The following is a 23,797-nucleotide window of genomic DNA, read 5'->3' as shown; positions in this document are numbered from 1 at the left end:
CGCCTCTGGGACCAAGCCAAGGCCGAGGCCATCCGCGCCGCCTGCGAGGGGAAGACCGGTCATCGTCACCGAAGAGCGCAAGCCCCGCCAGGAGCTTTCCCCCGGCCTCTTCGACCTCACCACCCTTCAGCGGGAGGCCAACGGCCGCTTCGGCCTCTCCGCCAAGCGGACCCTCCAGGTCGCCCAGGCCCTCTACGAGCGGCACAAGGTCCTCACCTACCCGCGTACCGATTCCCGCCACCTGCCGGAGGATTACCTCCCCACCGTCAAATCGGTCCTCCAGGCCATGACCGCCCCCAGCCTGGCCCCGTTTGCCAAGACCGCCCTGGAATCCGGCTGGGTCACCCAGATCAAGCGCGTCTTCGACAACAGCCGCGTCTCCGACCACTTCGCCATTATCCCCACCGGCAAAGCCCCGGACACCCTCGACGAGTTCGAGTTCAAGGTCTACGAGATGGTCGCCCGGCGCTTCATCGCCGTCTTCTTCCCCGCCGCCCGCTACGAAGTCGTCACCCGCATCACCCGCGTGGAGAGCCACCCCTTCAAGACGGAGGGCAAGATCCTGCGCGACCCCGGCTGGCAGGCCATCTACGGCCGCACCGACCTGGGCGCGGACAGCGAGGCCAACACCGTCCCCGTCGAGGAGGGCGAAAACGTCGCCACGCGGGAAGTCGAAGTCCGCCCCTTCACCACCAAGCCCCCCGCCCACTACTCGGAAGCCACCCTCCTCTCCGCCATGGAAGGCGCGGGCAAGCTCGTCGAGGATGAGCAGCTCCGCGAGGCCATGGGCAAAAAGGGCCTGGGCACCCCCGCCACCCGCGCCGCCATCATCGAGGGCCTCATCCTCGAAAAATACGTCCAGCGGGACGGCCGCGACCTCCTGGCCATGCCCAAGGCCATCGCCCTCATGGAGCTGCTGCGCGCCACCGGCATCCCCGCCCTCACCTCCCCGGAAATGACCGGCGAGTGGGAGCACAAGCTCAAGCAGATGGAGGAAGGCAAGATCGACCGCGGCACCTTCATGCGGGAGATCACCGACCTCACCCGCCACATCGTCGAAAACGCCCGCAACTTCGAGGAGACGGAGACCCACTCCAAGCCCTTCCCCGGCAAAGGCCCCAACGGCGAGCCGATGATCGAGACCCTCCGCTTCTACCAGACGCCGGACGCCGCCTTCCGCATGAGCAAATACGTCGCCGGGCGGCTCCTGGAGCCGCAGGAGGCCGCGCAGCTCCTGGAAAAGCGCTTCCTGGGCCCCCTCACCGGCTTCCGCAGCCGCCTGGGCCGCCCCTTCAGCGCCGCGCTGAAGCTCAACGCGGAAAACAAGATCGAGTTCGTCTACGAAGACTCCGCCGCCACCCCCGGCATGGAGGCCATCGACACCGCCACCGCCGAGCCCCTGGGCAACTGCCCCGTCTGCGGCGGCCGCGTCTTCGAGGGCACCCTCTCCTACATCTGCGAAAACGCCCTGAAGGAAAACCCCACCTGCAAATTCAAGGTCGGGAAAAAGATCCTCATGCAGGACATGACGCGGGAGCAGGTCGCCAAGCTCCTGGCCACGAAGAAGACCGACCTCCTGAACAACTTCATCTCCCAGCGCACCAAGCGGCGCTTCTCCGCCTACCTCGTCATCAAGGAAGACGGCAAGACCGGCTTCGAATTCGAGCCCCGCGAGCCGAAGGCCAAAAAAGGCGCCGCCGCCAAGGGCAAGAAAGCGGCTTCCAAGCCCGCGCCCGAAACCAAGCCTGAACAGGAATAAACCATGGCCTCCAAACGCCCCGGCAACGTCTCCCTCCTCGGCCGCTCGGAAATGCGGATGCCCGCCACCCCCGGCGACGCCAAGCTGGAAACCTTCCCCAACCCGACCCCGAAGGGCCGCTACACCGTCCGCTTCGAGACCTCGGAATTCACCTCCCTCTGCCCCGTCACCGGCCAGCCCGACTTCGGCACCCTCCAGATCGAATACCGCCCCGCCAAGCTCTGCGTCGAGACGAAGTCCCTCAAGTTCTACCTCTCCTCCTACCGGAGCCAGAACGCCTTCTGCGAGAGCGTCACCAACCGCATCCTGGCCGACTTCGTCGCCGCCTGCTCCCCCAGCTGGGCGCAGATCACCGGCGTCTTCGCCTCCCGCGGCGGCATCCGCCTGACCGTCACGGCGGAACACGGCAAAAAGTAGTCCCCCCGCATGAAAGCCGCCGTCCTCGTCAGCGGCGGGATGGACTCCGTCTCCGCCCTCTACGCCGCGCGGAAGGAGCACCAGCTCGTTCTCGCCCTTTCCTTCGACTACGGCGCCAAGCACAACGCGCGGGAAATCCCCATGGCCGCCTGGCACGCCCAAAAGCTCGGCGTCCCCCACCAAGTCATCCCCCTCGACTTCATCGGGCGGCACTTCAAGTCGGACCTCCTCCAGTCCGGCGGGGAGATCCCGAAGGGCCATTACGAGGAGGAGTCGATGAAGCAGACCGTCGTCCCCTTCCGCAACGGCATCATGCTGGCCATCGCCGCAGGCCTCGCGGAAAGCCGGGAGGCGGAGGCCCTCGTCATCGCCGCCCATTCCGGCGACCACGCCATCTACCCCGACTGCCGGGAGGACTTCATGAAGGCCATCGGCGACGCCATCCGGCTGGGCACCTACGCGGGCATCGAAGTCCTGCGCCCCTTCATCGCCATGACGAAGGCCCAGATCGCCCGCGCGGGGCACGAGGCCGGAGTCGATTTCGCCCGAACATGGTCCTGCTACATCGGCGGGGAGGTCCACTGCGGCGAGTGCGGCACCTGCGTCGAGCGCCGGGAGGCCTTCCTCCTGGCCGGCCTGCCGGATCCCACCGTCTACGCGGCCACGCCGCCGCTGCCGGCAAAACCCTAGACCAATTTCTCCAACCGCGCCGCCAACGCCGCCGGATCGCCGGAGATAAAGAGCATCTTCAGCCGCCCCGACTTCCCGGAGCGCAGCGCCACGTCCCCTTTCCGTACGTCCAAGGCGTCGGCCAGGAAGGCCACCAGCTCCTCATTCGCCGCGCCGTCCACCGGCGGGGCCGCCAGCCGGATTTGCAGCGCGGGCCGCCCGTCGGAGCCCGCCTTCACCCCCACCGCCTCGCTCCGGCTCGCCCGGGGCGTCACCCGCACGGCCAGGCGGACGCCGCCGTCCTCGGCGGCGTAAGGCTTCTCAGCCACCGCCGCGCTCCGGCGCCAGGACCCGCAGCGCGCGCTGCGCCAGGCCGAACTCGCACGGCAGATGGCCCAGCATCTCCCCGTCCACTTCCACCGGCACCGTCTCCTCCGCCGTGACGGAGAGCCGCGCGGCCTTGAAATAGCGGACGTCGTCCATCTTCGTATGCGTCCCCGTCGCCACCCCTTGCAGGTAGCGGGCCAGAGCCAGCGGATTCATCTGCTCAAACACGCACACATCCAGCAAGCCGTCCTCCATGTCGGCCTCCGGGAACATCGAAAAACGGCCGCCGTAATAGCGCCCGTTCCCCAGCAGGACAAAGGCCCCCTCATGCTCCACCGTCTCCGTCCGCACCGTGAGCCGGGGCGGCTTCTGCGCCATCATCTGCGCGGCTGTCAGGACATAGCTCAGGGGGCCCAGCAGCTTCTTCATCCCCCAGTCGTTCTTCTCCACCACCTGGGCGTCGAAGCCGATGCCCGCCAACTGGACAAAGTAATGCCCGTTGGCCCGGGCCAGGTCGATCCGCCGCTCCCGCCCCCGGCGGACCACCTCCCAGGCCTTTTCCAAGGAGTTGGGAATCCCCAGCTCCAGGGCAAAAACGTTGACCGTCCCCACCGGCAGGATGCCCAGCGTCACCCGGTCATGCGCCCCGTCGATGCCGTTGACCACCTCGTTCACCGTCCCGTCCCCTCCGGCGGCCACGATGACCCGGTAACCCTCCTCCACCGCACGGGCGGCCTGGAGGCGGGCGTCGCCCGAGGCGGAGGTCCGCTTTAGGTCGGCATCCGGGGCCAGGGCCCGGAGCTTCACCTCCAGCTGGCCCGCCCGTTCCCCGCGCGCGGCGGGGTTCAAAATAATGCAGGTGCGATTCATGGTTGCGAAGGGGAGCGGAGGGCGGCTATGAAATGCGGATGGCGCTGCGCTTATTCCGGGGGATCCTGACCGTGGCCGCGCTGGGCATCGCAGTCGTAGCAATCTTCCTCTTCGCCCTCAATTTCTATCTGAACCTCTCGGGGACCCGCCACTCCGTCCTCACCTACGCCTCCGCCGCCGTCGGCCTGCCCATCCAGGCGGAAGCCCTCCGGGCCAACGTCGTCAAAGGCATCTCCCTGCTTAACCCCCGGGCGGCCAACCCCTCCTCCCGCCGGGAAGGCACCCTCATCGCCGCCCCGGCGGTCACCGCCACCTACGCGCCGCTGGCCCTCTTCTTCCAGCACCGCCTCCTCCTCCACCAGCTCATCCTGGAAAAGCCCGTCCTCTCCCTGGAGCAGGGCCCGGACGGCCGCCTCCTCTTCCCGCCGCCGGACAACTCCCCCGTCCCCACCGACTTCTTCGAAAACCTCCGCCTGAGCATCAAATCCCTGGCCATCGAGGACGGCTCCATCCGCGTCGTCGGCTCGGACGGCCATCCCCTCCTGAGCCTGGACGGCGTCCAGCACGGCGGGCGGCTGGAGCGCAACCACGGCGCCCTCCGCGCCTCCGGCCAATTCAGCGCCCAGGCCCTCACCCTCAAGAACCTCCAGGCCGCCAACCTGGAAGGCACCTACGCCTACGGCGACGGCTTCTTCCGCCTCTCCAAGATCCTGGGCACCGCCTACCACGGCCAATGGAGCGGCTCAGCCCAGGCCGCCCGCAACGCCCCCGCACTCCCGTGCGACTTCTCCCTCCAGGCCACCTCCCTCGACCTCAACGAGCTGCTCAAAACCGTCGTCGCCCAGCCCGACGTCCTCTCCGGCGCCCTCGACCTCCGCCTCACCGGCCGCGCCACCTACGACCCCGTCCGCGCCACGGAAGCCTGGGACGCCCAGGGCAGCTTCACCATCTCCAACGGCCAGCTCATCCACGTCGAATTCGTCCAGGCCCTCGCCGCCACCCTCGGCATCAAAGACCTCGCCCAGCCAGACTTCACCCAATGCCAGGGCGACTTCTCCGTCACCGACGGCCGCGTGGCCATCACCTCCTTCGACCTGAAAGCCGTCAACTTCGAGCTGGCCAGCACCGGCCCCGGCTCCGTCGAGCCGGACGGCACCCTGCGCCTCCCCGTCCAACTCACCCTCCTGCCGGAACTCTCCCGCCAGCTTCCCTCCATCCTGGCCGGGCAGCTCTCCCCCTCCCCCGGCCCGGACGGCGGCCAAATCCTCACCTTCATCCTCACCGGCACCCTGACCCACACCAAAGTCGAACTGCCGGAACGCCTCCACTCCTTCCAGCCAAAGACGCCTCCTCCGGCCCCGGCTCCCCCCACCCCCGCGCCCACCCCGTAATGTCCCTCCGCGTCGTCGCCGGGAGCGCCGGCGGCCTCCACCTCAAGACGCCGAAGGGCGTCACCCTCCGCCCCACCCAGGACCGCATCAAGCAGGCCATGTTCTCCAGCCTGGGCGCCCGCGTCCCTGGCGCCCGCGTCCTGGACCTCTACGCCGGCACCGGCGCCCTGGGCATCGAAGCCCTCAGCCGCGGCGCCCGGGAAGCCGTCTTCGTCGAAAAAGAGCGCAACGGCTGCCGCACCATCACGGAAAACCTCGCCCACTGCCGCCTGGAAACACAAGGCCAGGTCATTCAGGCCGACGCCCTCTCCTACCTGCGCGGAACGCCCCGCCCCTTCGACCTCATCTTCGCCGATCCCCCCTACGAAAAAGAGGCCCAGGCCCCCCCCTCCCCCCTCCCCGGCCTCCTCCGGCCCTGGCTGGCCCCCGGAGGCGCCTTTATTTGGGAATTCTTCAGCGGCCGCGACCTTCCGGACCTGCCCGGCTGGACCCCCCTCTTCCACCGCCGCTACGGAGAAACCACCGTCGCCATTTTGACGAGTTGACGCTTTTTACGCATTTGAGATAGAGTCGCGCACCCGTCTTTCATCCCTTTTTTTCCAGAAGACCATCCCCATGCCCTTCGGCGACGATAGCGAGACAGGAATCAAACTTTACCTCAGGGAGATCGGGCAAATCCCCCTCCTCACCCGGGAAGACGAAGTCCGGCTGGCCAAAAAGATCAAAAAGGGCGACATGGCCGCCCGCCAGCAGATGATCACCGCCAACCTGCGGCTCGTCGTCAAAATCGCCCACGACTACACCAACTGCGGCCTCCCCCTCCTCGACCTCATCTCCGAGGGGAACATCGGCCTCATGAAAGCCGTCGACCGCTTCGACCCCGCCAAAGGCGGCAAACTCAGCACCTATGCCGCCTGGTGGATCAAACAATCCATCAAGCGCGCCCTGGCCAACCAGAGCAAAACCATCCGCCTCCCCGTCCACCTCGTCGACAAAATCGCCCGCCTCCGCCGCATCGCCATGCAGCTGGCCGAAGAATTCGGCCGCGACCCCACCGACGAAGAACTGGCCGAAGAACTGGGCATCACCCCCGCCAAAGTCACCCAGCTCCGCACCGCCGCCATCCGCCCCGCCTCCCTGGACGCCAAAGTCGGCCATGACGAAGACAGCGCCAGCCTGGGCGAAATCGTAAAAGACGAAAGCGCCCTGACCCCCTACGACCTGATGCAGAACAGCAACCTGCGCAAGACCGTCATGGACCAGCTCCCCCTCCTGGACGAGCGCGAGCGCCGCATCATCGCCCTCCGCTTCGGCCTGGACGACAAGAAAGAGATGACCCTCGAGGAAATCGGGAAAAAATTCAAAGTCACCCGCGAGCGCATCCGCCAGCTCCAAAACATCGGCCTGCGCAAAATCCTCAAAGCCATCGAAAAGAAAGACAAAGGCCGGAAAATCGTATGAGCGTCTCCTTTCGCAGCGGCATCGAGCGGTTAAAAGACAACATCCGCACCGTCCCGGACTTTCCCACCCCCGGCGTCCTCTTCCGGGACATCAGCCCCATCCTGAACGACGGGCAGCTCTTCCGCCTCGCCATCACCCTCTTCACCGAGCGCTACCACCGCAAAAGCATCGAGAAAGTCGCCGCCATCGACGCGCGCGGCTTCATCTTCGCCGGCGCCGTGGCCAACATCCTGGGCATCGGCATGGTCCCCATCCGCAAAAAGGGCAAACTCCCCCCGCCCTGCCAGGAAATCGAATACAAGCTCGAGTACGGCAGCAGCTGCCTCTCCCTGAACGAAGGCTCCTTCCAGCCCGGAGAGCGCGTCCTCATCATCGACGACGTCCTGGCCACCGGCGGCACCGCCGCGGCGGCAGCGGCCCTCGTCCGCCAGTCCGGAGCCACCGTCGTCGAGCTGGCCTTTCTGGTCGAAATTTCCCCCCTCAAAGGCCGGGAACTGCTGGGCGACACGCCCGTTTACAGTTCCATCGTTTATTAAGCTTGCCACGGCGCGGCATTGCCTTATTTTTGCCACTCCTTTCTGAGGAGCCATAGCTCAATTGGTTAGAGCGCTGCCCTGTCACGGCAGAGGTTGCGGGTTCGAGCCCCGTTGGCTCCGCCACTCTTTTCTCAGTCCGCGTACCACGCGCTTTTCGAATACCCCTTCTTCTGAGAAGGACTGGCCAAAAGGTTCTTCTGAAACTTAGGTCCGCCAGGCCGATTTTCCGCCGTCATCCGGATCGACTCCTCCAGCTCGTCGAGAAATGCCGTCAACGCGGGGGTAGCGCGGTCGCGACGCCAAACAACCCCCGCCTGAACCTTCGGCGTTTTTTCGCGAAACGGCACAAAAACCACCTCCGGCAAATTTCCCAGAGCCTGGAAAGCGCTGACCACCGCCGCTCCCGCCTCCACCGCCACAAGGGTGACCGTCACACGGGAATCCTCATAGTGACGATAGATCTTCGGCTCAAATCTTCCGATTTCCCGGCAAAACTGAAGGGCTTCCCGCCCCAAATCGGTCGCCCGGCCTAAGCCGGGCAGCAGCAAAAGCCGCTCGTTTTTCAATTGCTCAATGGAAATCTGCTTTCTCTTGGCAAGCGGATGCCGCGTCGAGACCATCGCCACCAGCTCCGCCTCGATCCAAAGCCGCGAGTCAAATTGAGAGTCCGGGGGAAAATACGCGCCCAGGTTCAAATCGGCCTCATCGTCCTGAAGAAACTCGCGGGAGAAGCGTTCCGTGGAAGGAATGAACTCCAGATGGACCTGAGGAAAGCGCTTCCTAAAACGTCGAATTGTCGCGGGGAAAAAAGCCTCTCCCCCCGCAAATCCAACGCGGAGAATTTCCTTTTTCCCGCTGCCGCGCAGCCGCAGATCATCGGCGGCCCTGGTCACCTGGCCCAAAATACCGCGGGCGCGCTCCAGAAAAAAAACGCCGTCATCCGTCAGCCGCACACTCCGGCTGGTTCGCTCAAAGAGCTTCGCTCCCAGCTCCTTTTCCAGATTCTGGATCGCCTGGGTAAGAGGCGGCTGGGAAACGTGCAGGCGCCGCGCCGCTTTGGAAAAATTCAGATCCTCGGCGATCGCCACGAAGTAACGCAAATGCCGCAATTCCATGGCTCCAGATTAATATATTTAAGCTATTGATCTAGATTTAAATCATATTTCATAAAATGATGCGCCACGCTTTAAGATCGGGCCATGAGATTGGCATTTTTTGTTTTCCTCCTCGGCGGCCTGCTCCTCCAGGGCTGCGCCTCCGTAAGCGTCCACCCAGAAAGCGCCACCGCCCATCAATCCCAAGCCCAGGCGCCCCAGAAAATCATTGTCTCCAACTTTTCGTTCGAAGGAGCAAAAGTGAACGCCGACCGCGAGGGCGAGGAAATGTCCGCCTTCCAAAAGCAAGTGGCCGACGACCTCAGCAAGGCGCTCTGCAAATCGATCGGGAAACTGGGCCTTCCCGCGGAAAAAGGAGGCATCGACCGGAACGCATCCACCCCTCAGCCCGCCTGGCTCGTGCAAGGGCGCTTCCTCCGCATCAATCAGGGTAGCCGCGCCATGCGGGTATTCTTTGGGTGCGGCGCCGGTGGAACCAAGATGGAAACGGCGGTCGAAGTCTACGACCTTTCCGTTTCCGACACCGTTCCCGCATTCACCTTCACCACAACCGGCGGCAGCGGCGCCACGCCGGGGGCCCTGATCAACCCGAACGCCATCGGCGTCGGCCTGGCGGCCACGGGCCGAATTGCCCAAGGCGTTTCCGACGACAGCAAACGGACGGCCCGCATGATATCGGCCTATCTCTCCCAAATGCTGGTCGAACACGGCTACCTCTCCCCCGATAAAGCCAAAAAGGCCAAGATCCACGAATCGGCCACGACCTAAGGCCCCATGTTTCCCAGCTCTCGCTCCCACATCATGGAAGCCACGCAGCAGAAGATCAGATGCCAGAATCAAATCAAGGCCCTCTTGGATACGACCACAAAAAAAGAGCTCTACCTCCTCATCAGGGAAAGGGAGCTCAAGCGGCTCATCGTCACCGTCGAAGAATGCCAGGAAAACTCCCCCACTCTTGAGGTCGCCCTTTCCGCCATCGTCAAAGAACGCCTGTCTTTGCAGGAGACATTTCCCGCTCTCTCCACAGTCGATCCCACCGACTCGACACAGCTTCGAATCGAAAGACTAGAGCAAACACTGATATACAAGCTGTCCAACAGCATTGGAAAATTACAAAAAATGAACCGTTTCCGCGCAGGAAACCCCATCCTGTACGCCCAAATATTCATCGATCTGATCGACGCCTCCTGCCTCGGATCCCCCTCAAAGCGACTCTCGCGGGCCGAACGAGCCGCTTTTGTGACCGACCTGGCTTTGCGGGCAAGCCGCCCGGCTTAACCTTCGCTTCCCCCTCTTTCTTCTCCAAGCCCACAAAAAGGTGTAACCGCTCCGCCGGTCCGGCGTCTTATCGAGCATGAGCGACACCTCTGAAGGCAAACGCTGCGATTGCGGCGCCAAATTGGGCCTGATCAACCTCGTCTTGAACGTGGTGATCCTGGCGATCCTCCTCATCCACTTCGTCGGCGGACGACACCACCATTTCTTCTGCCACCATGGCGGTCCCGATGGCAAGGGCTGCCCCGCCTTCGCCGAACGGCACGGCCCCGGCCCTGGCCCTGGCGGTCCCGGTTTCGGCCCCATGCACGGCCCCGGCCCGGGGCCCGGTTTCGGCCATGGCCCGGAAGCCTTAAATCCTGACGCGGTGCTGGACCATCTGACCCGGCTCCTTTCCTTGACGGACGATCAAAAGACAAAGTTGCGTCCGATCGTCGCGGACGCGGTGACCGCGCTGGAAAAGAACCGCACGGAGAAGCATGAGGCGGCCAAGAAGATCATCGAAGGCGCCAAGGCCAAGGCCCTGCCCCTGCTGACGCCGGAGCAGAAGAAGATCCTGGATACCCTGCCGCGCCCTCCCGGCCCCGGCGGCCCCCGTCCTTAATCCGGGAGTAGCCATTCCCACCCCCGCGTCGCCCCTTCGGCGGCGCGGGGTTTTTCGTTTCCACTACATGTCGACGAACTCGTCGTCGGGAGAGGTGACAGGGCGGCGCGGCGCCTCATGCGGGAAGGAAGCGGGCGGCGGAGGGGGCACCACGTCCATCCGCTGAAATGCCAGCGGAAGGGGCGTGCCCACGGTGGAGGCATAGGAAGGCCCGGCGGAACGGGCGGAGGGCTGGGGTTTGGCAACGGACTTCGTGCCCACCAGGGTACGGAGGACTTTCACCAGCTCCCGCAGCTCGGAGGCCTGGGCGTTGAGTTCCTCGGCGGCGGCAGCGGTCTCCTCCGCCGTGGAGGCGTTGGCCTGGGTGACGTGGTCCAGCTGGATGACCTCCCGCCGGATCTCTTCCAGGCCCGCGTGCTGGTCCTGGGAGGAGGTCGTGATGGAACCGATAAGGGAATCGACTTCCCGCACCTTCCCCACGATGTGGTCGAGGCCTTCGCCGACGATGGCCGATTTCTCCGTGATCCGGGCCACGCTGGCGGAAACCTTCGCATTGGCGGCCACGCCCCGGTTGCTCTGGACGGAAGCCGCGTCGATCAGGCGGGCGGTTTCCTTCGCGGCGGCGACGCTGCGCTGGGCCAGGTTCCGCACCTCGTCCGCCACGACGGCGAAGCCCGCCCCCGCCTCCCCGGCACGGGCCGCCTCCACCGCCGCGTTGAGGGCCAAAATATTCGTTTGAAAGGCGATCTCGTCGATGGCCCGAACGATCTTGGAGACCTCCTGGCTCGACTTGCGGATGCCGACGATGGCTTCCTCCATCTCCAGCCCGGCCTCGCGGATGGCCTGCATCGATTCCTGCATCTCGGCGTTGCGGGCCGCGCCGCCTTCCGCCGCCTGCCGGGCCTCGCCGGAAAGGTCCTGGGCCTTGCGGGCGCTCTCCGCGTTGGCCCGCGTGGCCCCGCCGATCTCGTCCAGGGAAGCGCCGATTTGCTCCAGGGAGGCGGCCTGCTGGCTCGCCCCATTGGCCAAAAGCTGGTTGGAGGAGGAAACCTGCTCCGCCGCGCGGAGCATCTCGTCAGCTCCCGCTCCCAGGTCGTCGCCGGTCTGGCGCAGAGTCTGGTTCACGGGGCGGACCAGGAACAGCTCTGTCGCCGCGCCGATGGCCAGCACCCCCAGGATGCCCACGATGACGCCGATGGTGCCGATGCCGGCCTCCTGGCGCGTCTCCTCGCAAAAGCGGGTGATCGCCTGCTGGTTGAACTCATAGGAGGCTTGCAGCTCCTTTTCCCAATGGGCCAAGGCGGGCCGCAGGGAGGAGTGGTAGGCGGCAAAGGCCTCCTTGGCCTGCCCGGAGAGGGTCAGGCGCCGGACGGTGGAGAGCTTGTCCAGATAGTCCTGCTGGGCTTCCTTCAACCGCGTCCAGTGGGCCTGCTGCCAGGGGTCTTCCGTGTGAAAGGCGCCCAGGAGCCGGTCCGCTTCCACCAAGCTGCGGTCCAGACGGTCGTCGACGCCGCGGATCGCCTCCGGCACGGCCCCCATTTCCTCCAGGAGGAGGACCTGCTGGTTTTGCAGGAGGGAGCTGGCCCGGTTCAAGGCGGCCAGGGCGGGCTCATAATCCCTTCCCACGCGCAGCGCGCCGTGGTGCATGCTGCGGAAGTGAAGGCAGCTGAAAACGCCTACCAGGAGGCTTACCGCCAAGAGGATGGCGAATCCCGCCATGACTTTGCCTTTAATCGTCCAGTTCTTCATGTGCTTAAAAGGGCGGGGCCCCTGCCAGAGTACCCCCCTGCAACCTAAAAGTTCAAGCTAACCGGCAATCGGCCTTGCCGGATTGGGAAAACTCGTGCACGATCCCCGTTCCTTTTAGACGGCCCCATCATCTAATTGGTTAGGATACCGCCCTCTCAAGGCGGGTGCACGGGTTCGAATCCCGTTGGGGCTATTCTTACTCTTCATTTTTTCGGACTCGCGCCGAATTCCGCGCCGCGGCGCGTTGACAGCCCCAGCCTACCCCCCTAAATCAGAGAAAGCCACCGTCCTGCCCGATGGTGTAATGGTAGCACAGAAGCCTTTGGAGCTTTTAGTCATGGTTCGAATCCATGTCGGGCAACGGCAGCGGCGCATCCGGCGCCGCAGTGGCGGGAAGGGCCTTCTTCACCTCCTCCTCCCCCTTCTTTTTCTCCTGCGCGGCGGCCTGGGCCTGCCGGTAAAGCCGCGCCAGCTGCGCGGGCGTGACGAAGACCATGTTCTCATCCCGGTGCTCGTAGATGGAAGCCAGCGCGTCCGGCCCGTAACTCCAGCTATGGACGAAGCCATTGACGAAAGCCGGGCGCTCCGCGCCAGCGGCCTCCCGGACCTCCTTTAAGAACCCGGTGTAGCCCTCCCCGGCGTGCTTCCAATCCGTCCCCGCGCGGAAAACCGGCAGACCGCCCGGCAACGTCGAAACCAGCGGCTCATCCCCGCCCGTCCTCCCCACGTCGGCAAAGATCGAATGGAGCGCGGGCAGCTTCTCCGCGTAGGCGGAGAGCAGGTCGTCCCCGCCGGAGACCGTCCGCACCGTCTTCATCCCCAGGCGCCCCATGTACCAGGCCGTCCAATCCAGGAAGCCGTCCAGCACCTTGTGGGGCTCCGTGTAGCGGCTCCCATAGCGCGCCGGATCGATGGAGCCGATACCGGAAACGTCGGCCAAAAACTCCGTGCCCTCCCCCGCCCGCTCGAAATACCACCGGGCCACGCCCGGTTGGAGGTCCAGGATCGCCGGTCCCATGCCGAAGGCGGCGGGGAACGTCCCATGCCGGGAATGCGTGAAATAGGGGCGGAAAAATTCCGTCCAGGCGTTCTCGTTGTCCCCGTCGGAAAGAGCCAGCGCCACATAGATCTTGTCCGGCTCCAGAGCGGGGCCGTCCGCCGCCGCTCCCTGCACCGCGCCGTCCAGCGCCACGCCGCTGGTCACGCACCCGTTATTCAAGTGATCGCTGCACACCAGGGAAACCCCGTAGCCGCTGGCCAGCGCCACGCCCGCCTCCTCCCCGATGCCGATCCCTTCCCCGGCGTAAGGGAAGCCCAGCATCGCCGTATTCGGCGCCTGCGCGGCCAGGATCCGCGCGGCCAGCGCCAGCTCCCGCAGCCGGTCCGCGCCGGGACGCAGCGCATCGACCGGCCCGCACGGCCAAAAGATCGGCGCGCGCCACTGCATCGCATAAGCCACGGAGCCGTTCATCGCCGGGGCCATGTCGCACAGGAAATGGTTAAAGCGGTCCTGGTACGTTTCCAAAACCCATTCCATCCCCTCCGCATACGTCTTGAAACGGCCCCGCAGATCGACTTTCACCGGGATGCCCAGCCGCTCCGCCAATTCCGGCGTGGCCACGATCAGATCCTCACACGCCGCCACATTGGCCGCCAGGATGTCGCCCCGGTAAAGGGCCGGGTCCGGCACCACCGCGCCCTGATAGGCGCCGGCAAAGCGGCGGAAAAGATCCTGCCAATCGCCCGCCGTCTCCACCTCCTCGATCCACTCCTTCCGCACGTGCCAATCGAGCCAGAAACGGTCCGCAGCCGTAAAATTGAGCCAAATCCGGGGCGCCTCCCGGCTCGTCAGCGCCTGCAGGGAGACAAGCGCCCGCTGCTCCTCCGGGGAAAGCGCGGCGGCGTTCACCGCCACGATCTTCCCGGGCCGGGCCGACTTCGGCAGGAACGTCTCCCCCCAGGGCCGGGCACGGCGCGCGTAGGCCAGGGCGGAAGGGAACGCCTCCGGCTTCGGCTCCGCCGCGGCGGCCTGGAAAACGGCCTGCAGCTCCTCCGCCGTCAGGCGTCCCCGGTCCTTCAGGCACCAGGCGGCGGCGCGGACCAGAAGCTGCCGGGCCAAATAACCGTCCTCCGGCGTCACCCGGCCCGCCGCGTCCCCCAGCCAGACATCGAGAGCGCCGGAAAAATCGCCGCCTCGATGGCGGACGATCGCCGCCACCGGCACCCCGCCCTCCCCGGCCTCAATGAGCGGCGTCACCTCATCCAGCGGGTCCAGAGACTTCCGGTCCAGGCAGAAGGCCTGCCCATCCTCCCGGGACGGCGGCAGCGCACCCTCCTCCAAAAGCAGGGGGTTTCCTTCCGCGATCTTCCACGGTCCCGGCGGCGCGGGCGCGGGAGCGCCCGTTCCCAGGCCGCCCGAGCTCCTTCCGTAATCCTCCCCCCGCTCCATCGGCACCCACTGGTCCCCCTCCTTCCGGCAAGGGAGGCTAAAGGGGAAGCCGTCCAGGATCAGGTAGCCGCCCGCCTTGTGATAATCCCGCAGCGCCGTGCGGAGCGCGCGGGGATAGGCATCCCCATAGGGCAGGATCAGGATTGGGAAATCGTCCGGATTGAGCCGCGTCGTCCCGGCGAGCTGCGCCGCGCTCACCACCCGGGTCGGCAGGCCGTATTTTGTCAGCAACTCCGGGATCCGTTCCGGCGCCAAGGCCGGAGTGCCCCCCACAGGCAAAAGCCCCGGCTCCACCAGCACCGCCACGGCAGGCCGGTCCGCCCCCTGGGCGCACGCCGCCCAGGAGAGGAAGAGCAAAACGAGAAATCGCGTCATAGCGGCCTAACGGTAATTATCCATGCTCACGCGCAGAGTCGATCCATTAGCCGCCTGCCTCACCCAGGGGGGAAGGGCCGCCAGGAAACGCGGCAGGTCCTGCGCGGAGCGGGCCAGCGTCTCCACCTGCCCCGTTTCCTTCCGCACACGGAGGCGCTCCGCCGTCGCCTCATCCACGAAGGCGACGGAAAGCTCCACCGAGGCCGGGAGCGGATGGGCCGGATCGGGCGCGTTGCGGGAATCGTAGGGATTGGGCAGCGGCGTCGTTCCGTCCGCCGCATAGGCCCGGACCCAAAAGCCCAGGACATTCTCCAAAAAGAGCCCCCGGTAGCGGCTCGCCGCGTCGGCGGGCGCCCCCTCCGCCAGGAGGCCCGGAGTGAGCCACTCCGCCGGAAAAGAGCTCAATAGATACTGCGGCGCGGAAGGGTTGGCAAAAAAGCGGCACAGCCGCGCCCGCCCCCCGTCCCAGCGGACGAAATACCCCACCTCCGCCATCTCCCCGGCGGACGTCTCCGTGGCGATCGGCGCCTGCCAGAAAACAGAGTCAGGATACCCCCTCCCCCCCGCGGCAGGCGGATCGACGAGGAACTGGAAAGAATTCGTCGCCCCCTTTTGAAACGGCACCGCCGCCGTCCGCAGCTCCCGCGCCACATAGGAAAGCATCACCCGCGCCCGCAGGCGGCAGGCGTCCTGGTCCGCCCCGCGCTTCCAAAGCTTTCCCGCCTGGGAAGCCAGCTGGGCCAAAAGCAAAAGAATCACCGAGTAAGCCGCGAGCGCCGCCAGCATCTCCACCAGGCTAAAGGCCCGGCGATTCATGGCGGGGGCAAGGTCGCCGTCACCGCGCTGCGGTGGGGCCGCTGCGGGGCGGGAACGGAAGCCGGCCAGCTCACCTCCACCCGCACGCGGGCCGGGCCGGAATCGGAATCCTGGGCCCGCAGCGCGCACTCATAATAGGCGGCGGAGCCGTTCGTCGGCTGGCCCGCCACGTCGAAGTAAGCCGCCCCGGGCCGGAAAGCCGCCGCCCCGCGCTGCCGCGCCGCCCCCACCTCCTGCCACAGGATCGATGCCACCACCGTATCGTCATTCGCCTTCCGCCCATTCCCGAGGCCGACGGAACAGAGCGCCAAAAGGGCGATGAGGCTGAAGGAAAGCAGCGCCAGGGAAAGCACCACCTCGATCAAGCTAAAGCCCCGCGTCCGTCTCATGGCCGGTCGACGATCGGCAGGCCCGTGTAGGAATTGAACGTGATCTGGTAATAGTTCGCCGGACCCGCCGCGCCGGGCCGCGCGTCCCCGTAAACCAGCCGGTCCCGCCCGCTGTCCCGCAGCATCCGCCCCAGGACCAGCCGCAAGCCCGGCGGCGCGGGCGCCTCCGCGGCGGAGGCCAGGTAGAGGGAACCCGTCGGCTGAAAGATGACGTAGGAAAGAGCCCCCGGCGCGATCGCCTCCCCGCCGTAGCGCAGCGGCGGCAGCGCGGCCGCCAGGCTGGGCGGATTTAGCAGGAAACTGCCGCTCTGCGCGGGATCGACCAGGACCCCCTCCGAAAGCATCCGCCAGGGCGAGGCCGGGACCCACTCCGGTTCCCCGTCCGCGGCGGCGGAAGCCTGCAGCTCCAGGATCGTCCACAGCCGGTAATCCCATTCCGGCCGCCCGGAGCCGGTGACCAGGACCAGCGCGGTCAGCGTGCCCCGGGTGATCGACTCCTGCCGCGCCTTCTGCGCCAGATCCACGATGAGGTTCCCGCCCACGGCCAGGCGCTGCGCGCCGCCCGCCCCCTGCACGGAAACCAGGGTCATGCCCGCCACCAGCGCCGTCAGCGCCAGGACCAGGAGGATCTCCAGGAGAGTAAAAGCCCGCTTCGCCCGCATGGGGCTTTGGTCTAGGGAGTACACCCTTTTAGGGCAACCTAATTGCCCGTTCCGCGCCAGATCCAGCGGGCCCCGTCGGCCGCCACGCCGCCGTCGGCGGCGTCGTTGGAAACCTCGATCGCGTTCGGACCCGCCGCGCAGGAAAAATCGCCGATCAGATGCCAGGGGAAAGGAGAATCCCCCTCCGTCCGCTCGTCGATCGTCCGCGTGGCCATCTGCTTCGCCGTGCGAACCCGCACGACGACCTGGGAGGCATGCTCCTCCGCCGGGCGGAAGGCGACGCAAAGACCGTAAAGGCCCGCCCGCGGCAGATCGGCCTGGAAACGGGCGCGGGAAACCGGCTCCTTCGACTCCTTGGCCAAGGGCGGCGCCACATGGATGGAGGGGCCAAAGAACGCGTCGACCAAAAGCACCGGCAGGCGGGAGAGGAGCGGGTAGGTCCCCTCCCAAGGGCCCGTCCGCGCCGCGTCGCACTCGTCGACCGTCGCGTCCAGCTCCCGGGCCGCCCCCACCGGCACCTGCGCCGTCACCAGGCGGCGGCGCCCGGCATTGTCCAAAATCAGCAGCCCCACCTGATAGACCTTCTCCAACGGGAAGGAGGTCTTCCCTTCCAGGCCGGTGGCGGCCACCTTCCCCGTTCCGTCAAAGTCCCAAAACGCCACCACCGGGGGATCGCGCGGCTCGCCGATCTCCGCGCGGTAGGTGACCTGCTGCCCGGCCCGCGGATGCTCCGGCACCAGCACGATCCGCGCGGAGGGTTGGTAGAAAGAGTCGAGCACCGCCCCCTCATCCCTCAGAAGCTGGCGGAGCGGGGCGGGATCGAGGCGCGGCAGCGGCTGCGGCAAACCGTCCCGGCCCGCGTTGCTTAAGGCCAGGTGGGCGGCGTCACCCGCGGCGTGCCCCAGCATCATGTAGACCGGCTCCTTCCGCAGGGAGCAAAAGGCCACGTGCGTCGCCGAGCAGCAGACCGGCACCAGGAGATTCGGCGCCTGGCCCGGCATATCGGCGGGAACCATGCAGCCGTAGGGAATATCGTACCCCGCCACGGCGATGCGGGGCGTCACGTCGTCCACCGGCCGCCCGTCCACCTCCAGGACCTGCTCCGGCTTCCCATCGACCGGGCCGCTTCCCTCCGCGATCCCGTCCGCCTTATAACGGTCCTGCGTGATATCCTGCTCCGTCAACACATGCCGCCCCAGCATCCGCCGCGCCTCCCGCACGTAAAACCGGGAGGGAAAATGGCCGGAATCGGCAAACTCGTCCCGCGCCAGGCCCCACTGCGCCATCGCGGCGTGGAACTCCGGCGGCAGACCGGGATCATTCTGGAGGAAATAAAACAGGCTCAGACAATAGTCCCGGTGCGCGGCGGCCATCTCCTCCCGGCGCTGCGGGCGCGCCCGGACATAGCCCTCGTTGCCGCCCGGCAGGTCGGCCCAATCGGCGGCGAACTTGCCGCCCGGCCCCATCCGCGCCTCCCCGGCGGCGAAAAGCTCCGGGATCCCGGCCAGCCCGTCCTTGCGGATCCGCTCCGCGTAGCGCGCGCGCCACGGCGCAGGATCGTAATGCTCGGGGCGCGGGAACGGCGCGCGGTTCCCCTCCACATTCGTCAGCGTCGGGACAAAGCCGTAGGCCATCAGCCGGTCGTCGCCATGGCCCCGGTCCGGGCCCACGGACACACCCGCCAGCTCCTCCCCGTATTCGTCCCGCCCCTCGCGGCCCGCGCGCCACGGCACGTCGGTCGCGCCCAGCAGGTCCCCCTCATAGCTGGCGTCGATGAAAACCCTTCCGGCAAAACTCCGCGTCCCGCCCCTGTCCAAGTCATCCAAAATCAGCGCGGTGATCCGGCCCGTCCGCTCCTCCTTGGCGATGCTTTGGAAGCGGAGCCGCTGAAACAGGGAAATGGAAGACTGCTCCCAAAGCATCGACTCCAGCACCTCCTCCCCCGCGTGCGGCTCAAAGCGGAGCCCGCCCTGGCAGGCCGCCAGCTCCGGGGAATCGGGGCCGCAGTTCTTCCGGTAATAGCCCGCCACGCGGTCCAGGAACTCGGCGGCCAGGCCGCCCACCGTCCGGCGGTCGCCCACGTCGGCCTCCATCAGCCCGTCGGCGATCATGCCGCCGATGCGGTTGCTGGGCTCAATGAGAGCCACCGTGTGCCCGTGCCGCGCCGCCGCCACGGCGGCCATCACCCCGGCGGGCGTGGCGCCGTAGACCACCACGTCATAGGGATCGCCCGGCGGCGGCGGGGCCGCGTGCAGAAAGCCGGCGGCCAAGAAAACCAACAGGAAGAGACAGAGCCGCCTCAAGGGAAGAACGCTCCTTTCCCAGGCGTCCAAAACAAAGCGATTGCAAATGCCGGCCAGATGACGGCCACCTTACGAAGTGAGGCGGAGGAGTCGAGATTTTCCATCCGCGTCACGCCCATGCGGAGCTGCTAGCCGGAAACCTCCCGCCGCTGTACCACGGCGGCCAACCCCGCCAGGCCGAAGAGAAGAAACGCCAAAAACTGCGGCGTGCCGGTCGAGAAAGAACGAAGCGGGGAAACATCGGCCCCCTCCGCCGGCCCCAACCCCGCATCCGGAAAAAACGCCTCCGTACCGATCGCCAATCCCTGCGCGTAAGCCGTCCCCTCGACACGCGCCAAATCGGCGGCGCGGGCCACCCTCGCTCCTCCCAAGAAAAGGAGGAACACCACCGTCATAACACCCAAATAACGCATACCTTGGAAAAGCATGCCTTTTCGTATCAATTGCTGTCAATACACATTCAAGCAGATCATCACCCTTCGGACAACACCGCCAAAAAGACAAAAAGCACCAGAAGTCCCACGATGAATAAGATGATGTAACGCATAGTGTTACCCCGCTTATCTGCCACGGTTTTCCTTCCACCGACAGCGATTTCTCTTGGCCCTCCCGGGGGCGGCGGGCATACAGCAACGCATGGTCGCCATCCCCACCGCCGGCGGGCCCGCCCCTCAGGCCCCGCCGATGAGCGCCGCCGCGCGCCGCACCGGCCTCATCGTCGTCACCGCCCTCTTCTTCATGTGGGGCTTCATCACCTGCCTCAACGACATCCTGGTCCCCCACCTCAAGGCCGTCTTCGACCTGAACTACGTCCGCGCCTCCCTGATCCAGTTCTGCTTCTTCGGCGCCTACTTCATCATGTCCTTTCCGGCGGGCTGGCTCGTCTCCCGCTGGGGCTACCAGACCGGCATGGTCACCGGCCTCCTCACCTGCGGCACCGGCACCATCCTCTTCATCCCCGCGGCCGACTTCCTGTCCTACGCCTTCTTCCTGGCCGCCCTCTTCGTCCTGGCCACCGGCGTCACCCTGCTCCAGGTCGCGGCCAATCCCTACGTCTCCGTCCTTGGCGCGCCGGAAACCGCCTCCAGCCGCCTGAACCTGGCCCAGGCCTTCAACTCCCTGGGTACCACCATCGCCCCCTTCCTGGGCGGCTGGCTCATCCTCTCCCACGTCAACGGAACCGGCGCGCTGGCGCAGGCCGCCGCCGTCAAAGGCCCCTACCTGCTCCTCAGCACCCTGCTCCTGCTCCTGGCCGGCGTCATCCATCAGGTCAAACTCCCCCATCTGCGCGGCGTGGAAGAAAACGCCGGGCACCAGGAAACCTTCGCCCACGCGCTGAAGGTCCCCCACCTCGTCCTGGGCGCCGTCGGCATCTTCCTCTACGTCGGCGCGGAAGTCTCCATCGGCAGCTACCTCATCAACTTCATGGGGGAACCGGGCGTCGCCGGCTTCACCCCGGAACGCGCCGCCGGCTACGTCGGCTACTACTGGATGGGCGCCATGATCGGGCGCTTCATCGGCTCCGCCCTCACCCAGCGGATCGGCGCGGGCAGCCTGTTGGCCTTCAACGCCGCCGCAGCCGCCCTCCTCTGCGCGGCCGGGATGCTCGGCGCCGGGCACGCCGCCATGTGGGCGGTGCTGGCCATCGGCCTCTTCAACTCGGTCATGTTCCCCAACATCTTCACCCTGGGCATCGCCCGGCTGGGCCGCCTGACCGGCCACGGCTCCTCCCTCCTCATCATGGCCATCGTCGGCGGCGCCCTCGTCCCCGTGGCCATGGGCCACGCGGCCGACCTCCTCGGCGTCCAGCACTCCCTCTTCATCCCCGCCCTCTGCTACCTCTACATCATCTACTACGGCCTCTCCGGCTGCCGGAAAAAATAGCATGGCACGCCGCCTCCCCATGGAGAACCACCGGCCGGAGCTCATCGAGCACGGCGTCGGCGCGCACGAGCAGACCATGACCCTGGAAAAGCCCTTCTGGCTTTTCTTCTCCGCCAACACCTCCGTCGGCACCGTCATGCTCGGCGTCGTCCTGGCGGGGATGGGCTTCGATTTCTGGAAAGGGCTGGCCGTCCTCTTCCTGGGGAACCTCATCGGCAGCATCCCGCCCGCCCTCACCTCCACCCTGGGGCCGCGCACCCGCCTCACCCAGATGGAAAGCTCCCGGCTGGCTCTGGGCAAGCGCGGCGTCCGCCTCCCCTCCTTCCTCTGCTGGCTCAACTGCTTCGGCTGGGACGCGGTGAACAACGTCCCCGCCACCTTCGCCTGGATCACCCTGGCGGCCCTCTGCGGCCTCTCCTTCCCCTTCTGGCTCACCCTGGCCGTCCTCGTCATCGTCCAGGGCTTCATCAGCGTCTACGGGCACCACCTCGTCCAGGCCGTCGGGAAAGCCGTCGGCTACCTCTTCTTCCTGACCTTCGTCGTCCTGGGGGTGCTGGCCTTCCAGGAGCGGGGCCTTTCCTTCGCCGCCGCCAAACCCGTCTCCCTGGCCGGATTCCTCCTGGCCGTCACCCTCATCGCCAGCGCGCCGATGGGCTGGTGCGGCCAGGCCGCCGACTACACCCGCTACCTGCCCCCCGCCACCCCGGCCGGGAAAGTCTTCCTCCGCGTCTTCCTGGGCATCTTCCTCTCCGGCCTGCTGGAGGAAGTCCTGGGCCTCCTCCTCGCCGGAGGCATCACCGACCAGACCCCGCAGGGCATCGTCCGCAACCTCCAGCATCTGGCCGGTCCCTGGGCCCCGGCGGCCCTCGTCCTCATGGGCATCTCCTCCCTCTCCAGCAACGCGGCCAACGACAACTCCGCCGCCTACTGCCTCATCTCCGCGGGCGTCCACATCTCCCGCCGCACCTCCGCCGTCATCGGCGCGGCCCTCAGCTACGCCATCGCCGTCTACGGCGCGGGCAGCTTCAGCGCCTTCCTGGAAAACTTCCTCCTCCTCATGGTCTATTGGATCGCCCCGTGGACCGCCATCGTCCTGACAGACTGGTTCCTGACCCGCCGGAAAGACCACACCCACCCGCCCGGCTGGACCCGGGAGGCGACCATCTTCTGCGTCGTCACCGCCGCCACACTCCTCCTCTTCTCCTCCTCCCCCCTCTACACCGGGCCGGTCAACAAATGGCTGGGCGGCGCCGAGGTCGGCTACTACGCCGGCTTCCTGTGGGCCGGAATCTGGACCTGGCTCACCCTGCGCCGCCGGAAAGCGGCATAAAAAAAGCCCCCTGGATTTCTCCAGGGGGCCTTTTGTTTTTCCAAGCTACATCTTGGCGATGATCGCGTCGCCGAACTCGGAGCACTTGATCTTCGTCGCGCCCTCCATCAGGCGGGCAAAGTCGTAGGTCACGCGCTTGGCGCCGATCGCCCCGTTCAGGCCCTTGAGGATCAGATCGGCCGCCTCGCCCCAGCCCAGGTAGCGGAACATCATCTCGCCGGAGAGAACCACCGATCCGGGGTTCACCATGTCCTGGCCCGCATACTTCGGCGCCGTGCCGTGGGTCGCCTCGAAGATGGCGTGGCCGGTCAGGTAATTGATGTTGCCGCCGGGGGCGATGCCGATGCCGCCGACCTGCGCGGCCAGGGCGTCGGAGAGATAGTCGCCGTTCAGATTCAGCGTGGCGATCACGTCGAAGTCCTCCGGCCGCGTCAGCACCTGCTGGAGCGTGATGTCGGCGATGGCGTCCTTGATCACGACGCCGCTGGGCAGCTTGCACCACGGGCCGCCGTCGATCTCCACCGCGCCGAATTCCTTCTTGGCCAGCTCATAGCCCCAGTCGCGGAAGGCGCCTTCCGTGTACTTCATGATATTCCCCTTGTGGACGAAGGTGACCGACTTCTTCTTCTGGTCGATCGCGTATTGGATCGCCGCGCGGACCAGACGCTCGGTGCCCGGCTGGGAAACCGGCTTGATGCCCACGCCGACGGTGGCCAGCTGCTCCTTGCCAAAGCGGATCTTGGAAAACTCCTTCGGGAAATTCGCCTTGAGGAATTCCAGGGTCTTGGTCGCCTGCTCGCTGCCGGCCTGGAAGTCGATGCCCGCGTAGATGTCCTCCGTATTCTCACGGAAGATCACCATGTCGACCTTCTCAGGGGCCTTCACCGGGCTGGGCACGCCGGTGAAATACTGGACGGGGCGCAGGCAGACGTAGAGGTCCAAAAGCTGGCGCAGCGCCACGTTCAGGGAGCGGATGCCGCCGCCGACCGGCGTGGTCAGGGGGCCCTTGATGCCCACCAGGTAATCCTTGAAGGCCTCGACGGTGTCGTCCGGAAGCCAGTTGTCGAACTTGGTCTTGGAAGCCTCCCCCGCGAAAACCTCAAACCAGGAAATCTTCTTCTTCCCGCCGTAGGCCTTTTCCACCGCCGCGTCAAAAACCCGGACGCTCGCCGCCCAGATGTCCGGGCCGGTCCCGTCGCCGCGGATGAAGGGGATCACCGGATTGTCCGGCACCTGCAGGACGCCGTTCTGGATCGAAATCTTCTCGCCCGCGGGAGGGGTCAGGGTAGTGTATGCCATAAGAGGGGCGAACCTTGCCTCAGAAGGGCGAAAAATGCAATCCGCACCCCGGGAATCCTCAAAAATAGCCGAATTACTAATAGGATTTCCTCCCCGCCTAATAGCCCCATGAAACCG

23 protein-coding genes and 3 tRNA genes are annotated in these 23,797 nt (G+C 66.3%); 15 read left to right on the top strand and 11 right to left on the bottom strand.

The window, feature by feature from the left end:
* The first annotated feature begins 61 nt into the window (after positions 1-61).
* Genes PW734_11535 through queC form a run of 3 tightly spaced genes read left to right on the top strand, consistent with a single transcriptional unit; the run spans position 62 to position 2,866 of the window.
* Positions 62-1,759, top strand: a complete 1,698-nt coding sequence (locus PW734_11535) for a DNA topoisomerase (GenBank protein MDE1171818.1) — start codon at positions 62-64, stop codon at positions 1,757-1,759.
* 3 nt (positions 1,760-1,762) lie between these two features.
* Positions 1,763-2,176: a preQ(1) synthase gene (queF, locus tag PW734_11530; GenBank protein ID MDE1171817.1), complete on the top strand. Its 414-nt coding sequence runs from the start codon at positions 1,763-1,765 to the stop codon at positions 2,174-2,176.
* 9 nt (positions 2,177-2,185) lie between these two features.
* Positions 2,186-2,866 (top strand): 7-cyano-7-deazaguanine synthase QueC, encoded by a 681-nt coding sequence (gene queC / locus PW734_11525; protein MDE1171816.1) that lies wholly within the window; start codon positions 2,186-2,188, stop codon positions 2,864-2,866.
* On the opposite strand, the gene PW734_11520 is transcribed toward queC, so the two are convergent.
* Both PW734_11520 and PW734_11515 read right to left on the bottom strand, forming a co-directional pair.
* Positions 2,863-3,174, bottom strand: coding sequence for a DUF167 domain-containing protein (locus PW734_11520; GenBank protein ID MDE1171815.1), 312 nt, complete (start codon positions 3,172-3,174; stop codon positions 2,863-2,865). The genes queC and PW734_11520 overlap by 4 nt on opposite strands.
* Entirely contained in the window at positions 3,167-4,042 is an 876-nt protein-coding gene (locus PW734_11515; protein ID MDE1171814.1) for a diacylglycerol kinase family lipid kinase, read from the bottom strand. Before PW734_11515 ends, PW734_11520 begins: the two co-directional genes overlap by 8 nt.
* 38 nt (positions 4,043-4,080) lie before the next feature.
* Here PW734_11515 and PW734_11510 point away from each other — a divergent pair, with 38 nt between their 5' ends.
* The 5 genes from PW734_11510 (at position 4,081) to PW734_11490 (ending at position 7,553) form a co-directional block, all read left to right on the top strand.
* Positions 4,081-5,433: an AsmA-like C-terminal region-containing protein gene (locus PW734_11510; GenBank protein ID MDE1171813.1), complete on the top strand. Its 1,353-nt coding sequence runs from the start codon at positions 4,081-4,083 to the stop codon at positions 5,431-5,433.
* The gene (gene rsmD / locus PW734_11505) at positions 5,433-5,978 is read left to right on the top strand and encodes a 16S rRNA (guanine(966)-N(2))-methyltransferase RsmD (protein MDE1171812.1); all 546 of its coding nucleotides are present in this window, start codon (positions 5,433-5,435) and stop codon (positions 5,976-5,978) included. Before PW734_11510 ends, rsmD begins: the two co-directional genes overlap by 1 nt.
* A gap of 70 nt (positions 5,979-6,048) precedes the next feature.
* On the top strand, positions 6,049-6,894 hold the full coding sequence (locus PW734_11500) for a sigma-70 family RNA polymerase sigma factor (GenBank protein ID MDE1171811.1): 846 nt from the start codon (positions 6,049-6,051) through the stop codon (positions 6,892-6,894).
* Positions 6,891-7,430, top strand: coding sequence for an adenine phosphoribosyltransferase (locus PW734_11495; protein MDE1171810.1), 540 nt, complete (start codon positions 6,891-6,893; stop codon positions 7,428-7,430). Before PW734_11500 ends, PW734_11495 begins: the two co-directional genes overlap by 4 nt.
* Before the next feature lie 46 nt (positions 7,431-7,476).
* Positions 7,477-7,553 (top strand) — tRNA-Asp (locus tag PW734_11490).
* A gap of 8 nt (positions 7,554-7,561) precedes the next feature.
* Here PW734_11490 and PW734_11485 read toward each other — a convergent pair.
* Positions 7,562-8,545, bottom strand: a complete 984-nt coding sequence (locus PW734_11485) for a LysR family transcriptional regulator (GenBank protein MDE1171809.1) — start codon at positions 8,543-8,545, stop codon at positions 7,562-7,564.
* An 84-nt stretch (positions 8,546-8,629) separates the two neighbouring features.
* On the opposite strand from PW734_11485, the gene PW734_11480 reads away from it, so the two are divergent.
* From PW734_11480 to PW734_11470, 3 genes are all read left to right on the top strand, one after another.
* Entirely contained in the window at positions 8,630-9,313 is a 684-nt protein-coding gene (locus PW734_11480; protein MDE1171808.1) for a DUF4410 domain-containing protein, read from the top strand.
* Positions 9,314-9,346: 33 nt separating this feature from the next.
* The gene (locus tag PW734_11475) at positions 9,347-9,823 is read left to right on the top strand and encodes a hypothetical protein (protein ID MDE1171807.1); all 477 of its coding nucleotides are present in this window, start codon (positions 9,347-9,349) and stop codon (positions 9,821-9,823) included.
* Positions 9,824-9,899: 76 nt separating this feature from the next.
* Positions 9,900-10,424 carry a hypothetical protein gene (locus PW734_11470; GenBank protein MDE1171806.1) on the top strand — a complete coding sequence of 175 codons (525 nt, stop codon included), beginning with the start codon at positions 9,900-9,902 and terminating at the stop codon, positions 10,422-10,424.
* A 63-nt stretch (positions 10,425-10,487) separates the two neighbouring features.
* Here the strand turns inward: PW734_11470 and PW734_11465 are convergent, their stop codons facing one another.
* Positions 10,488-12,173, bottom strand: a complete 1,686-nt coding sequence (locus PW734_11465; protein ID MDE1171805.1) for a methyl-accepting chemotaxis protein — start codon at positions 12,171-12,173, stop codon at positions 10,488-10,490.
* A gap of 120 nt (positions 12,174-12,293) precedes the next feature.
* Here PW734_11465 and PW734_11460 point away from each other — a divergent pair.
* A tRNA-Glu gene (locus tag PW734_11460) sits at positions 12,294-12,366 on the top strand.
* A 97-nt stretch (positions 12,367-12,463) separates the two neighbouring features.
* Positions 12,464-12,534 (top strand) — tRNA-Gln (locus PW734_11455).
* On the opposite strand, the gene PW734_11450 is transcribed toward PW734_11455, so the two are convergent.
* From PW734_11450 to PW734_11425, 6 genes are all read right to left on the bottom strand, one after another.
* Positions 12,505-14,997 (bottom strand): GxGYxYP family putative glycoside hydrolase, encoded by a 2,493-nt coding sequence (locus tag PW734_11450; protein MDE1171804.1) that lies wholly within the window; start codon positions 14,995-14,997, stop codon positions 12,505-12,507. The two genes, PW734_11455 and PW734_11450, sit on opposite strands and share 30 nt — an antisense overlap.
* 6 nt (positions 14,998-15,003) lie before the next feature.
* The gene (locus PW734_11445) at positions 15,004-15,813 is read right to left on the bottom strand and encodes a hypothetical protein (GenBank protein ID MDE1171803.1); all 810 of its coding nucleotides are present in this window, start codon (positions 15,811-15,813) and stop codon (positions 15,004-15,006) included.
* Positions 15,810-16,202, bottom strand: a complete 393-nt coding sequence (locus tag PW734_11440; GenBank protein MDE1171802.1) for a prepilin-type N-terminal cleavage/methylation domain-containing protein — start codon at positions 16,200-16,202, stop codon at positions 15,810-15,812. Before PW734_11440 ends, PW734_11445 begins: the two co-directional genes overlap by 4 nt.
* Complete coding sequence (locus tag PW734_11435; GenBank protein ID MDE1171801.1) at positions 16,199-16,864, bottom strand: prepilin-type N-terminal cleavage/methylation domain-containing protein; 666 nt, start codon at positions 16,862-16,864, stop codon at positions 16,199-16,201. Before PW734_11435 ends, PW734_11440 begins: the two co-directional genes overlap by 4 nt.
* 38 nt (positions 16,865-16,902) lie before the next feature.
* Entirely contained in the window at positions 16,903-19,134 is a 2,232-nt protein-coding gene (locus PW734_11430) for an FAD-dependent oxidoreductase (GenBank protein ID MDE1171800.1), read from the bottom strand.
* A 161-nt stretch (positions 19,135-19,295) separates the two neighbouring features.
* Positions 19,296-19,562 carry a hypothetical protein gene (locus tag PW734_11425; protein MDE1171799.1) on the bottom strand — a complete coding sequence of 89 codons (267 nt, stop codon included), beginning with the start codon at positions 19,560-19,562 and terminating at the stop codon, positions 19,296-19,298.
* Positions 19,563-19,803: 241 nt separating this feature from the next.
* Here PW734_11425 and PW734_11420 point away from each other — a divergent pair, with 241 nt between their 5' ends.
* The gene (locus tag PW734_11420; protein ID MDE1171798.1) at positions 19,804-21,051 is read left to right on the top strand and encodes a sugar MFS transporter; all 1,248 of its coding nucleotides are present in this window, start codon (positions 19,804-19,806) and stop codon (positions 21,049-21,051) included.
* Position 21,052: 1 nt separating this feature from the next.
* Entirely contained in the window at positions 21,053-22,381 is a 1,329-nt protein-coding gene (locus PW734_11415) for a cytosine permease (GenBank protein ID MDE1171797.1), read from the top strand.
* Positions 22,382-22,426: 45 nt separating this feature from the next.
* Here PW734_11415 and icd read toward each other — a convergent pair whose 3' ends face one another.
* Entirely contained in the window at positions 22,427-23,680 is a 1,254-nt protein-coding gene (icd, locus tag PW734_11410; protein MDE1171796.1) for an NADP-dependent isocitrate dehydrogenase, read from the bottom strand.
* Between the last annotated feature and the right edge of the window lie 117 nt (positions 23,681-23,797).

The sequence above is a fragment of the Verrucomicrobium sp. genome, from assembly GCA_028283855.1.
Classification (GTDB): Bacteria; Verrucomicrobiota; Verrucomicrobiia; order Methylacidiphilales; family GAS474; genus GAS474.
Note: the sequence above shows the minus strand (reverse complement) of the source record. Positions and strands in the feature narration are given on the sequence as shown.

Excerpts from the sequence above, each read along its gene's own strand:
- queF (MDE1171817.1), top strand. The coding sequence starts at position 1,763 with ATGGCCTCCAAACGCCCCGGCAACGTCTCCCTCCTCGGCCGCTCGGAA.
- PW734_11475 (MDE1171807.1), top strand. The coding sequence starts at position 9,347 with ATGGAAGCCACGCAGCAGAAGATCAGATGCCAGAATCAAATCAAGGCC.
- PW734_11450 (MDE1171804.1), bottom strand. The coding sequence starts at position 14,997 with ATGACGCGATTTCTCGTTTTGCTCTTCCTCTCCTGGGCGGCGTGCGCC.
- PW734_11500 (MDE1171811.1), top strand. The coding sequence starts at position 6,049 with ATGCCCTTCGGCGACGATAGCGAGACAGGAATCAAACTTTACCTCAGG.
- PW734_11435 (MDE1171801.1), bottom strand. The coding sequence starts at position 16,864 with ATGCGGGCGAAGCGGGCTTTTACTCTCCTGGAGATCCTCCTGGTCCTG.
- PW734_11465 (MDE1171805.1), bottom strand. The coding sequence starts at position 12,173 with ATGAAGAACTGGACGATTAAAGGCAAAGTCATGGCGGGATTCGCCATC.
- PW734_11440 (MDE1171802.1), bottom strand. The coding sequence starts at position 16,202 with ATGAGACGGACGCGGGGCTTTAGCTTGATCGAGGTGGTGCTTTCCCTG.
- PW734_11510 (MDE1171813.1), top strand. The coding sequence starts at position 4,081 with ATGGCGCTGCGCTTATTCCGGGGGATCCTGACCGTGGCCGCGCTGGGC.
- rsmD (MDE1171812.1), top strand. The coding sequence starts at position 5,433 with ATGTCCCTCCGCGTCGTCGCCGGGAGCGCCGGCGGCCTCCACCTCAAG.
- PW734_11470 (MDE1171806.1), top strand. The coding sequence starts at position 9,900 with ATGAGCGACACCTCTGAAGGCAAACGCTGCGATTGCGGCGCCAAATTG.
- PW734_11480 (MDE1171808.1), top strand. The coding sequence starts at position 8,630 with ATGAGATTGGCATTTTTTGTTTTCCTCCTCGGCGGCCTGCTCCTCCAG.
- PW734_11485 (MDE1171809.1), bottom strand. The coding sequence starts at position 8,545 with ATGGAATTGCGGCATTTGCGTTACTTCGTGGCGATCGCCGAGGATCTG.
- icd (MDE1171796.1), bottom strand. The coding sequence starts at position 23,680 with ATGGCATACACTACCCTGACCCCTCCCGCGGGCGAGAAGATTTCGATC.
- PW734_11495 (MDE1171810.1), top strand. The coding sequence starts at position 6,891 with ATGAGCGTCTCCTTTCGCAGCGGCATCGAGCGGTTAAAAGACAACATC.
- PW734_11415 (MDE1171797.1), top strand. The coding sequence starts at position 21,053 with ATGGCACGCCGCCTCCCCATGGAGAACCACCGGCCGGAGCTCATCGAG.
- PW734_11420 (MDE1171798.1), top strand. The coding sequence starts at position 19,804 with ATGGTCGCCATCCCCACCGCCGGCGGGCCCGCCCCTCAGGCCCCGCCG.
- queC (MDE1171816.1), top strand. The coding sequence starts at position 2,186 with ATGAAAGCCGCCGTCCTCGTCAGCGGCGGGATGGACTCCGTCTCCGCC.
- PW734_11515 (MDE1171814.1), bottom strand. The coding sequence starts at position 4,042 with ATGAATCGCACCTGCATTATTTTGAACCCCGCCGCGCGCGGGGAACGG.
- PW734_11425 (MDE1171799.1), bottom strand. The coding sequence starts at position 19,562 with ATGACGGTGGTGTTCCTCCTTTTCTTGGGAGGAGCGAGGGTGGCCCGC.
- PW734_11445 (MDE1171803.1), bottom strand. The coding sequence starts at position 15,813 with ATGAATCGCCGGGCCTTTAGCCTGGTGGAGATGCTGGCGGCGCTCGCG.